Below are 12,329 nucleotides of genomic sequence, written 5' to 3' on the forward strand. Positions count from 1 at the left end.
TACCAGATATAATACCCATATATAATTAAATATTAATATATAATATACTTCTAAATTTTTGCAATTTAGAAGGAGGAAAATATAGGTTTTAAACAGCCGAAAAATCATCAACTAAGCATTTGGTTAATCAATTACACTTGACTACTATGCCTGTATAAGACATTGACTAATTGCTTCATCCATAGACCTCGAAGAATTAAAAAATTAAAATGGGACGCAAAGAGTAATGACGTCCCATTTCACTGTGAGCATTAAGTCAATTAAAATCAACTTCACCCTTTATTTATTATGATTGGTATACATGGTTTTCCAGATATATGGCAAGCATTGTTATTTTGTATGTATCCAATTTTGCTTACCAGAATGTATATATCTGTTGCAAATGTACAAGAAGGTGACAAAATAATTGTAGCGCTTCAACTACAAACAACGAAATATACCTTCCTTGTTTACTATTTTCTCCATTTTGACACATCCACAAAAAAAAGTCCTAAACTCAATTGATTAATCAACTGAGTTTAGGACTTTCAATCATAACAGAAAATTCAAAGACTCACTTAAGCACTCCTCATAGGCTCCTCATTTATTTAATTAACAAATTAGATCCTCCAATTGCGCCTTTATCATCAACAAATTTCAAATAATAAACACCTTGCGCATAGCCATTTAAATCAATAGCCGTCTGGTCACTGTTAGTAACAACTGACTTGACTTTTTGTCCGGCAGCATTAAATACCTCAATCCGGCTACCTGCTTTCAGTCCAACCACCCAAAATTTGCCCGATGTTGGATTAGGATATACTTTAATTGTAGACGCTAGTCCATTTACCTCGATGTTAACTGTTCCTGAAATGGTTTGCTTATTATTATTATCCTGTTGAATCAACCTGTAATAATAAGTTCCTGCCGTAAGAAGAGTATTGTCAACATAGGCGTAATCAAGCTCAAGACTACTATTACCACCACTTGAGGCAGCTAATGACGGCACAAAACCTATACTATTATAATGAACACCATCCTGGCTTCGTTGAACATCAAATCCTCGATTGTTCGACTCAAAAGAAGTCTTCCAAACTAAAGAAACCGTTTTGTTCGCAAAAGATGCGGCAAATCCGTGGAGTCCAACCGGCAATGCGCTGCTTGTACTACCTACGTAAAGCTGCGTTGCGCCGTATGTACTCGTTATGGTAGCATTTAATACGCCTGTTGTATTATCGTAACTAATTGTACTTGGAACTTCATTATAGCTTGTTGTACCACTTGTGCCGTTTACACTGGTATTGCCAGATTCTAACAAATGTAAATCACTGGTATTTCCAAAGCCAGTTTCAAAACCGAAAATATAATCTCCGGTATTGATGCCATTAAAATCAAAATAGGGACTAAAAACCTCGGCGGCGGTACCGCTTAAAGTTGTATTTTGCTTCGTGCCCAATCCGGAAAAATAGGCAACATTACCAGAGGCGCCGGACATAATCGTTAAGGGATGCGCAATTGTTCCCTCACCGAGGGGCAATATAAAGGAAGCCGTTTTATTGATAGCACCTGCATAGCCATCAATAAAAAATCCTGTAGCACCATTTATAGTTGCTGCGTTATCATAAGTACCAGAACCATCAAAAATCATAATCTCGGAGCGTCCAGTTGCATTGGGCGCATTTTGGCCACCTTTGTCAGCACTGACAACAGGTCCTCCAAAATACCAATTCCCGTTTCCCTCCACCAGTACATTGCCTCCATCCCCTATTAGGGTACTTCCATTATAGGCCGGGCCATATAATCCAACCGGCGCACCTATGTAATTTTGAGCAGTAGCTGCTAGGCCTATAATAGAAAATATTGTAAGAAAAGTTATCTGCTTCATAATTTTAAGCTTTAAAATGAATAATGATCTGCTTCTGGCTTTGCCAGAAGTAAATACTATAATACTGATCTTAATTGTTACATAAAGACGTATTACAGCCACAATTAAACCCTGGGAAAGAATTATCCCAATTAAACATTTCTTTCATTATTCGCCAAGCTCCAGCGCTTTAACAACTATATTAGGTATATATACATAACTGACAATCTTACCAGTATTGTTTTGTATGACTTTAAAAGTCAGTTTATCTCCAGCAGCTAAATATATTTCTTCAGAAAAGTGAAATATATTGATGTGATTTGTCTGCCCTGCAACTGGAACTTGAAATTGTGTGCTATAAGCACCATTTTTCTGCACCTCAAACACAATAGATCCAGGTGCATCCGGGGCCTGGGCAATATACCCATCCAATTCATATTTATAATTACCTCCAACAGTGGCTACTACAGCCCCTCCATCAACGGTTGGTAAAATATCAGGGTTACCTACTCCATGGTCCGGACCTGATACATTTAATGGTACATCAACTGTGCCAACCGGTATATTGCCACTGGCAGGAGCTAATGCACTGATAAAAGGCATAGGGCCTTGCCATAGCCACCCTTTACCAGTCCATAGATAAAGTCCGACACCATAAGATGGAAATGCAAAATTAGATGCTAATGCCGTGTTGGTGTTATACACCATTATCCCTGCTGTTTTTGTATCACCCGCTAATCCAAATTCATCTGTACTGGTCAGGCTGACTTTGGGTGGCATAAATCCCAAATTGGTCCCAGAAACTTGCAAAGCCACACTTGCATCTGGCGGGGTAGTACTTCCAACATTCACCTGTCCATAACTAACTGCTGTCCCAACACAAGCAACCATAAATAATGAGAGTAACGTTTTTTTCATGTTTAAAAGTTTTATATTTAAAAAATAAAGAACCGTTGGATCAGAATGGATAAGTTGTTCAGCATCTTCACAGATTTACCTGATTCTTAGCATTCAATGATTACTCAAATTTAAGAGAGATTATAACACTTGTTTGTAGCTTTTACGCCACAATTAGAAAAATAAATTCACGCAACTTATTTTTTGTAATTTTGGACATCTATTTAAAATCTTACTTTGGTTGCGTCCTACCTCAAAACCAATATTACCATGAACTATTACTGCACATCTTTTGTAAGTATTTCCATCAGTTATTTGTAGTCGCGAAAGTGTCAGCTGAGTTTTTTTTCATAACAAAGACAAAGGAACATTAGAGGCAAATTGTTTTGCATCCAATTTTTGATCACAAAGAGGCTTCAAGAAACTTTATGACCTATATAAGTAATTTGGATTACTATCATATTAGCATAATTCAGCGGGACATGGAGTATGGAGTATGGAGTACGGACTGATCCTTAAAAACTTTTTTAAATTAAATTTGGTTATTCTACGAAACTATCGTAGTTTTACGAAAAGTTCGTAGATATGCAGAAATTAACCCAACAAGAAGAAGAGGTCTTACGCGCAGTATTTAAGGTGGGATCAGGTAATGTCAAATCCATTATGCAGCAAATGGATGCGGACGCGCCCTACACGACTATTGCTTCCACCATTAAAAACCTAGAAAAAAAGGGATATTTAAGCAGTACAATGGTGGGTAACACCTATATATATGCCTCCTCTATCAGTCAGGAAGAATACAAGAAGAAATTTGTCGGCAGTGTCGTAAAACAATACTTCTCAGATTCCTATAAGGAGGTCGTTTCTTTTCTGGTAAAGCAAAAGAAGGTGTCTGCTGAGGAATTAAAGGAAATTATTCAAATGATTGAAAAAGAGAAATAATTAAATAACGCTAAATTCATAATCATGGTTACGATCCTACAATATTTTTTGCGGGTATCCGTGGGGCTTACCTGCATGTACCTATTTTATGCTGTAGTGCTTAAGAAGTTTACATTCTATGGATGGAACAGGGCTTATTTTTGGACTTGTTCAGTCTTATGTCTGATCATGCCGTTCATTGATATCTCAAAGTTCTTCACGCATTCTGAGCCGTCCTCAACCATCTCCTTTCAGCAAACCATTATCAGTGGCATTCCTCAGGTGGCCATAAACTATACACCTGTTCAGGAGGCCACGCGTCATATCAGCTCCACTGCCATTATAACCATACTGTTGATTTCAGGCATGGTGGCCATGCTGATTAAACTATCCTTTGCATTGTTATCCATTTACCGGTTAAAACAAAAGTCCCAAATTCTGGAGCGGCGAGCGGGTTTTACAATCTATCAGGTAAATGGAAATATAACACCTTTTTCCTTTCGTGATTCCATCTTTTTAAATAAAGACCTACATGAAACTACTGAGCTGGATAAGATACTTGCCCACGAACAGGTGCATGTGCTGCAATATCATACACTGGATAATTTATGGGCAGAATTTCTGGTCATTATAAATTGGTTCAATCCATTTGTATGGCTGCTTAGAAGAGCGGTCAAGGAAAATCTGGAATATATTGCCGATGCTCAGGTGCTTGAACGTGGCATAAATAAACAACAATATCAGTATCTTCTGCTTCATGTAAGTGGTATTCACCAGGCAGGGCCTACTAATGCATTTAATCTCTCTTCACTTAAAAACAGAATTAAAATGATGAACAAAACAAAAACAGCCAAAGTGCAGCTCCTTAAATTTACTTTTTTGCTGCCTTTAATTGTGGTACTGTTATTTTCATTCAGGGCGGTGGCTAATAAAGCGCAAGGCGCCATCCAATTTTACGGTTCTATTTTAAATGGCACCAATAACCAGCCCATGGAAGCCGTAACCATCACGGATCTCGCTAATCATATTAAAGTCACCACTGATAAGCATGGGTATTATACATTTTCTTTTAATAACGAAAAAGAAGTACATTACCCTATTGATCTCAGGATTCAAAAAGAGGGTTTTAAATCAGCCGAGATCAAAATGAAAAGCCTAATAGGCAAGGATGGTCAGTTAAATGCGCTTTATATGGCAAATGCGGGGCTTCAGCCATTGGATAATGCCCAACCTGCTACCACAATTCTTATCGGAGCCGCAAAGGGCACTGAGCAGTACCGCAGTCTACAGAAAACCAGGGATCGTTTTACAAGTGCCACTACTATGGCAGATCATATGGAAATTTCCGGAATTGTATTTGACCAGGCTTCACATACTGCCATTTCTAATGCTACTTTAAAAAGTGCCGCTGATAAAGTCATTGGTCATACAGATGACAAAGGCTTTTATTCTTTAGTAATCGATGAAAAGGAAATTATAGGTGTCAAATACTATATAAATTTTACAAAACAGGGTTATCAGGATTTTCCCTTTGCACTCAGTATTGACCCTGCAAAACAAAAAGAAGCCCTTCACCCTTATTTACTGACAAATATCGGTCTGTCTCAAACTCCTATACCAAAAGACGGCCCTTTCCCCTCCTCCTACTCAACAGGACAGGATAAGAAGGTAACTTATCAGGACGCACTGGCAGCCTTGGACTTTAAAGTCAAATATGATGCGATAGCCGAAAAAGTAAAAGCTACCCACAAGGCGATTGTCAAAGTGGACAGCGCTATTTGGGTCATCAGCCAAAATACCACCTCCAGATATACCATACTTGACAACTTAACCATTAGCGTCGATGGGAAACAGATGTCGTTTGACGAGGCAAGTAAAAAACTTGCACCTAATGACATTGGTACGGTTGACATGAAAAATGGCCGGGACCTGGTAATTACGACCATTAAATAAAAAATTCAATCTGGTATTTGGATCGTCCTTTAAAATTATGAAAAGCGCAAAAGAATATGTTTATTTTCTTTTGCGCTTTTTCATTTGAACCTGCTGTTGAATTTGCCTTTTGCATATGTTTTTATTTTACCTTATGCGCCAGGATATTGCTGGTAGTTTCTTTTCCGGCATAACCCCGGTACAATCACTGGCTTTATTGCTTTTTAGCTTTATCCGCTTATCTGTGCTTCTTGCATCGTTGCCCTGCAGCTTTATTATGGGTTTGGTTTTACCGTCCACTTAACAGAAATCCTAAAAATTTTCAGGTAAGGCAGGATCTATTGATTATTTTTGATACCTTTACTAACATTTGATAGTATTCGTAATTAAATAACACATAAACAATATGATACGTGCGACTCAGTTGTCCCCGGAACATCAGATTTTTCGGGATACACTTAGAGCCTTTATTGAAAAGGAAATCAATCCCCATATTGATCAGTGGGAAAAAAACCAGCAAATTGACCGTGAGATTTGGAAGAAAATGGGCGACATGGGATTTATGGGTGTTAATTTCCCTGAGGCTTATGGTGGTCTGGATCTGGATTTTTATTATTCTATGATTCTCTGTGAAGAACTCTCGCATTGCTTTTCCGGTGGTTTTACCATATCTGCGCTGGTTATTCAATTTATGTCTGCCCCTTACCTGCTTAAATATGGATCAGAAGATCTTAAAAAGCGATATCTGCAGCCTGTTATCTTGGGTAATATGGTCAGCGCCATCGCTATTACGGAGCCTGGTGCAGGTTCTGATGTCAAAAATATCCGGACAACTGCTGTCAGAGAAGGCGACCATTATATTATAAATGGTTCAAAAACATTTATCACCAACGGTGTGTATGGTGATTTCTTTATTACTGCCGTAAAGACCGATCCCACAAAAGGCGCCAAAGGCATAAGCCTGATCCTCATAGACCGTAATGCGCCAGGTGTCAGTGCACGAAAGATTGACAAAATGGGCTGGCATGCCTCCGACACTGCTGAGCTTTCTTTTGACAATGTAAAGGTGCCAGTAGGCCATCTATTGGGAGAAGAAGGTGCCGGATTTGGCTATCTGATGGATGGCCTGCAATTAGAAAGGCTTACTGCTGCCATCCAGAGTATCGCTACCGCTGAATTTACCCTAAAGTATACGATGGAGTATATCAATGTCAGGGAGGCATTTGGTAAAAAGCTCCAGGAGTTCCAGGTGATCCGTCACAGGATTGCACAGATGGTGGCGGATATCAAAACGACCAAGGCCTTTGTTAATTATTGCTGCGATCTGCAAAATGACGGTATTTATGCAGTAGAAGACTGTTCGATTGCCAAACTCCAGGCCAATGAACTGGCTATTAGTATTGTCCATCAGTGTCTGCAATTATTTGGTGGGTATGGATTTACCGAGGATTATAAGATTGCCAGGCTTTACCGTGATGTCAGAGCCGGAACTATTATTGGTGGTACTTCAGAAATCATGCTGGAGATCATCGCCAAAATGGAAATTGACGGTGTTAGTTATAAAAATAAATAAGTGAATGGCGATTCAGAAATAAAAGCGCCACCCAACATCTAAGTAAACAGTTATGGAGCCTTATAATCCCTTAAACCATCAATCGAAAGATCAAATCGATCACAACCTTTTCAATCTGGCCATTGACGCCAATGCCGTCATACGCATCACTACTAAAGAAGGATACAGAAAGCAGGCAACTAATCCTGTTTTGCTACTGGAGAAATTCGGAGCACTGTTGCTTAGTCTGTTAGACCCAACAAAGAACATTCAGGGTATCATCTATCATTGCCCTTTTGGATCCGAAGTGGTTGACTACAGGGCTTTATTTGAAGCAGCCAAAAGCCCTGACTTTACGCCGCGTATTCAGCGGATATTAGAATGGTCAGCGACCATTAAACAGGCTAAGATTCCAGTTGTTGCTGTTTTAGATGGCGCTGTTAATAGCCTACAAATGGCCCCCATGCTATGGGCGCATTATATAATGGGTACAACGCGCACCAAAATCAGGTGCACAGATTGTAGTCTGGGTATTTTCCCTGGTTTAGGTACAACAGTTTATATAGTTCAAAGGTTGGCGCTGGAAGACGCAGCAGCATTACTTATAAAAGGTGCTAGTTATAACCATGAGCAGGCGCTAGCATCTGGCCTTTTGGACGCCGTGGTCCAAGACAGTTCCCAATTAGGTCAACGGGCAGTTGATTGGATACTGACGCAACCAAATGGAGCAAAATCAACTGAAGGGAAAAGTAACGCAACTAAGCAGCAGATCAATACAACTGACACGGATCAAATGCTCGCCGTTTTAAAGAAAAAAGCCAATCTTAAATTTCCCGGCACCAGTGCCTGTTTTGAGCTAATAGCTGCAAATATAGAAGGAAAGCTTACTTTGGAGGAGTTGTTGCAATTAGAAGCTGTTCATTATACATCTGTATTGCAAAACCCACTATCATTGGCCATTATCAGAACGATGTATTACGGTGTGCAGGCGGCCAAAAGGCCGTTAGAAGCTTCATCTATACATGAGCCAGCACCTGAATTTAAAAAAATTGGCATTATAGGTGCCGGGATGATGGGTGCCGGGATTGCCTTTGAAGTGGCCCGGGCAGGCCTGCAAGCAGTGCTTAAGGATACAAAGGTGGAGCTTGCCCGGCGCGGCAAGGCCTATACGACAAAATGCTGTGATAAGTTAATTGCGATGGGCAGGATGGCTGCTACTCAAAAAGAAGCCATGGAAGCGCTGATTGAGCCCACAGATAAAGTAACCGCATTACAGGGAGCGGACGCCATTATAGAAGCGGTCTTTGAGCAGGTAACACTAAAAAATGCTGTGATCCATGAAAGTGAAGCCATGTTGGCTTCTAATGGTTTTGTAGCCTCTAATACTACGTCGCTGCCTATTTCCAGGCTAGCGCTCAGCTGCCGGCTACCGGAAAACTTTATCGGCATGCATTTCTTTTCACCGGTAGACAGAATGCCACTGGTAGAAATTATACTGGGCAAACAAACCAGTCAACAAACCTTAAATAAAGCAAAAGCACTGGCTTTAAAGCTAGGTAAAACGCCCATAGTCGTACATGACAGTCCGGCCTTTTTCACGTCGCGCATCTTTTTTAATTATCTATTGGAGGCGATTACTATGCTGCTGGAAGGCATCCCTGCTGAGCTCATTGAAAAGGAGGCGTTGAAAGCTGGCTTTGCTGTCAGTCCACTTGCGGTACTAGATGAAATCTCCCTGCCGCTCATGGTACATGTGTATGATCAGCTACCTGCACTATCCAATAGCCAGCAGCGTACTTATAATTACCTTAGTTCATTAATTAATCAGGGTAGGACTGGCCGCAAATCAAATAAAGGTTTTTATACTTATGACGCCCAGACGGGCAAAAAAGCGCTCTGGCAGGACAGTAATATCCAAGTTTCACCCACTATTACTAGTAACAATGGAGCTAACGCGGCAACTATCGATGCAACTATCGATTCAAATGCAGTACAGGAAAACAACACATTTACTGAAATCATCCAAAAACGGTTATTACATGTGATGGCACTCGATAGTTATCGTCTCCTGGACGAAGGTGTGCTGGACAGGCCCATAGATGGGGATATTGGTTCAATACTAGGTGTTGGATATGCGGCGCATACAGGGGGTGTTTTTTCTCACATAGATCAAACTGGCTTGCAGCAGTTTGTACAAGACTGCAAATCATTTAGTCCATATGGGGAGCAGTGGCAGATGCCTGTCTCCTTAATTGATTTAGCCAGCAAAAATTTCACTTTTTACGATGGATTTAATTCCAATTGGCCTCTAACGAAAGGGTAACACCCGCTGTTCTTGTTGTCATGGGCGCTTTAAGCTGCTCGCATGTTAAGGCTTACGCTCAATACCTGTGCTTTTGCGTTGTCGGGAATGGATAATTAAGAAGCGCAACGGACAAATTTTAAGTTACAGTTTGTCTGCTGCGCTTCATTTTTTTTACTTTTTATCCTTGCCTTTTCTTATCTGCTACTTTTACTGTTTTTTGATAAGCGGGCTTCCTAAGGTTTCACCATTAAATCTACTATCTGCTGAATATCTGTCTGGATAAACCGGTCATAGCTGATGGTGGCTTCCAGGATGGCTGCCTGCTGCTTTGCAGGAAAGATTCTAGCCAGGTTCTGCTTGTACTTTTCGATCAGTTTAGGAATACCCTCCTCTCTTCTTCTGGGATGGCCAATGGGATATTCTACTACGACTTCCGGTAAGCTTGTCCCGTCTTTAAAGGTAACAGTCAGTGCATTAGAAATAGCTCTTTTTTCCGGATCGTGATAGTCTTTGGTAAACTGCGGATCTTCCTCGGTGTGCATCTTGGCTCTTAAGGTGTCAATCCTGGGATCGCTGGCGACTCCCAGCTCATAGTCTTCTGCTGTCAGGCGACCAAATATCAGGGGCACGGCGATCATATATTGGATGCAGTGATCTCTATCTGCCGGATTGTTTAAAGGGCCTTTTTTGTCAATAATTCTGATGGCGGCCTCATGTGTTCTGATTTTTATGTCGGCTATGTCCTCAGGAGTTCTACCGGCTTCTTTTAACCTTGTGTGTAAGGTCATGGCCGCCTCTGCTGCTGTCTGCGCATGAAACTCAGCCGGAAAGGAGATTTTAAACAGAATATTTTCCATCACATAACTACCATATGGCCTTTGAAATTTAAAGGCTTGTCCTTTAAAGGACACGTCATAAAAACCCCATACGGGTGCTGTGAGTACAGATGGATACCCCATTTCTCCTGTTCTGGCCATTAGGGCGAGCCGTACTGCTCTTGAGGTGGCATCGCCGGCGGCCCAGGATTTACGACTGCCTGTATTGGGCGCATGTCTATAGGTTCTAAGTGACTGCCCGTCTACAAATGCCAGGGAAATGGCATTAATCAACTCCTCTTTTGTGAGTCCCAATAGTTTTCCTACAACGGCTGTAGAAGCTACTTTTACCAGCAGGACATGATCCAGTCCTACTTTATTAAATGAATTTTCCAGGGCCAGTACGCCTTGAATTTCATGGGCCATTACCATGGCTTCCAGAACAATTTTTGCTTTTAGCGGGGCTTCGCCCTTAGCGATAGCTGTTCTGCTGATCCAATCGGCCACTGCCAGAATTCCGCCTAGGTTATCGGATGGGTGTCCCCACTCTGCTGCCAGCCAGGTATCATTAAAATCCAGCCAACGGATAATGGCACCTATATTGAAGGCGGCCTGCACAGGATCCAACGCGTAATTGGTACCGGGCACTTTGGCGCCATTTGGCACAATGGTGCCAGGCACCACTGGGCCTAATAGCTTTGTACAGGCAGGGTAAGTCAGGGCTTCAAAGCCACATCCCAGGGTATCTATAAAACAATAAAAGGCTGTTTTTAAGGCCTTTTCGCTGTCAATTTTGTATTGCAGGACATAGTCTGCGATGTCCACCAGTACCTGATCTACAGGTGGTCTTTCATTGGAGATAGTTGTGCTCATTTTTATTTTTAGAACGTAATTGTGTTGATGAATATAATTAACGGTTTTCAATGGCAATATAGGCCCTGTTTTCCGGACCGGTATAATTGGCGCTGGGTCGGATGATTTTACCATCCTGGCGTTGCTCTATGACGTGGGCCGACCAGCCTGTCATGCGTGCAATAACAAAAAGCGGGGTAAACATAGCTGTGGGAATACCCATCAGGTGATAGGAAACAGCCGAATACCAATCCAGGTTCGGGAACATTCTTTTTTCTTCCCACATAACTTTTTCAATTCTCTCTGCAATGTCAAACAGGGTTGTATCACCGGCCTGTTCTGATAATTTTTTAGCCACCTGTTTAATCACGTTACTGCGGGGATCTTCTATCGTATAGACAGGGTGCCCGAAACCTATGATGACTTCCTTTTTCTCCAGTCTTTTTTTAATATCTTCCTCTGCCTGATCGGCACTGGTATAGCGGGATTGAATATCAAAAGCCACTTCATTGGCGCCGCCATGCTTGGGTCCGCTGAGTGCGCCAATGGCACCAGCAATGCTAGAGTAAATATCTGCTCCCGTACCTGCGATTACCCTGGCGGTAAAGGTGGAGGCATTGAACTCATGCTCGGCATATAGGTTTAGGGATATTTGCATGGCCTCTATCCAGCTGTCAGCAGCTGCCTTGCCGTGCAGCAGGTGCAAAAAATGACCGCCCAGGGTCTTTTCCGGCGTTTGCAGATCTATCTCCCGGCCGTTTTTTGAATAATGGTACCAGTACAATAAGGCGGAGCCCATGGAGGCCATAAGCCTGTCTGCTATCACTCTTGCACCGGCAAGATTATGTCCTTCCTTTTCTGGTTGAATACAACCTAAAACAGAGCTGTAGGTGCGCAACACATCCATGGGATGGGTGACTAATGGAAGTTTTTTTAGGATCGTCTTGGCCGTCATCGGTAGTTCCCGGGCGGCTATTAATTCTGTCTGATAAGTCGCCAGCTGCGCAGGTGTCGGCAGGCCCCCATAGATCAGTAAATAGGCGACTTCCTCAAAGCTGGCCTTGCTGGCTAATTCTAGAATATCATAGCCTCTGTAATGAAGATCATTGCCGCTTTTGCCTACGGTACTAAGCGCTGTATTACCGGCAGGTACACCAGACAGGGCGACGCTTTTTTTGGGTTTAAAGGCTGTAGGTGCAGATTCAGACATGC

Annotated in this window: 8 protein-coding genes; 4 read left to right on the top strand and 4 right to left on the bottom strand. The window is 41.7% G+C overall.

The window, feature by feature from the left end; all coding sequences use genetic code 11:
* Positions 1 to 583 precede the first annotated feature (583 nt).
* Both FSB73_RS05865 and FSB73_RS05870 read right to left on the bottom strand, forming a co-directional pair.
* The gene (locus FSB73_RS05865; protein ID WP_146780548.1) at positions 584 to 1,864 is read right to left on the bottom strand and encodes a T9SS type A sorting domain-containing protein; all 1,281 of its coding nucleotides are present in this window, start codon (positions 1,862 to 1,864) and stop codon (positions 584 to 586) included.
* Between the two features lie 147 nt (positions 1,865 to 2,011).
* On the bottom strand, positions 2,012 to 2,761 hold the full coding sequence (locus FSB73_RS05870) for a hypothetical protein (protein WP_146780549.1): 750 nt from the start codon (positions 2,759 to 2,761) through the stop codon (positions 2,012 to 2,014).
* 564 nt (positions 2,762 to 3,325) lie between these two features.
* Here FSB73_RS05870 and FSB73_RS05875 point away from each other — a divergent pair.
* The 4 genes from FSB73_RS05875 (at position 3,326) to FSB73_RS05890 (ending at position 9,468) form a co-directional block, all read left to right on the top strand.
* Positions 3,326 to 3,682: a BlaI/MecI/CopY family transcriptional regulator gene (locus FSB73_RS05875; protein ID WP_146780550.1), complete on the top strand. Its 357-nt coding sequence runs from the start codon at positions 3,326 to 3,328 to the stop codon at positions 3,680 to 3,682.
* A 24-nt stretch (positions 3,683 to 3,706) separates the two neighbouring features.
* A complete protein-coding gene (locus FSB73_RS05880; RefSeq protein WP_146780551.1) occupies positions 3,707 to 5,614 on the top strand; it encodes a M56 family metallopeptidase in 1,908 nt (635 codons plus the stop codon).
* A gap of 385 nt (positions 5,615 to 5,999) precedes the next feature.
* Positions 6,000 to 7,166 carry an acyl-CoA dehydrogenase family protein gene (locus FSB73_RS05885; protein ID WP_146780552.1) on the top strand — a complete coding sequence of 389 codons (1,167 nt, stop codon included), beginning with the start codon at positions 6,000 to 6,002 and terminating at the stop codon, positions 7,164 to 7,166.
* Between the two features lie 52 nt (positions 7,167 to 7,218).
* Positions 7,219 to 9,468, top strand: coding sequence for a 3-hydroxyacyl-CoA dehydrogenase NAD-binding domain-containing protein (locus tag FSB73_RS05890; RefSeq protein ID WP_146780553.1), 2,250 nt, complete (start codon positions 7,219 to 7,221; stop codon positions 9,466 to 9,468).
* 215 nt (positions 9,469 to 9,683) lie between these two features.
* Here FSB73_RS05890 and FSB73_RS05895 read toward each other — a convergent pair whose 3' ends face one another.
* Positions 9,684 to 11,138, bottom strand: coding sequence for a bifunctional 2-methylcitrate dehydratase/aconitate hydratase (locus FSB73_RS05895; protein WP_146780554.1), 1,455 nt, complete (start codon positions 11,136 to 11,138; stop codon positions 9,684 to 9,686).
* 37 nt (positions 11,139 to 11,175) lie between these two features.
* Positions 11,176 to 12,327: a bifunctional 2-methylcitrate synthase/citrate synthase gene (gene prpC / locus FSB73_RS05900; RefSeq protein ID WP_146780555.1), complete on the bottom strand. Its 1,152-nt coding sequence runs from the start codon at positions 12,325 to 12,327 to the stop codon at positions 11,176 to 11,178.
* Positions 12,328 to 12,329: the final 2 nt, after the last annotated feature.

The organism is Arachidicoccus ginsenosidivorans, from assembly GCF_007971385.1.
GTDB lineage: Bacteria > Bacteroidota > Bacteroidia > Chitinophagales > Chitinophagaceae > Arachidicoccus > Arachidicoccus ginsenosidivorans.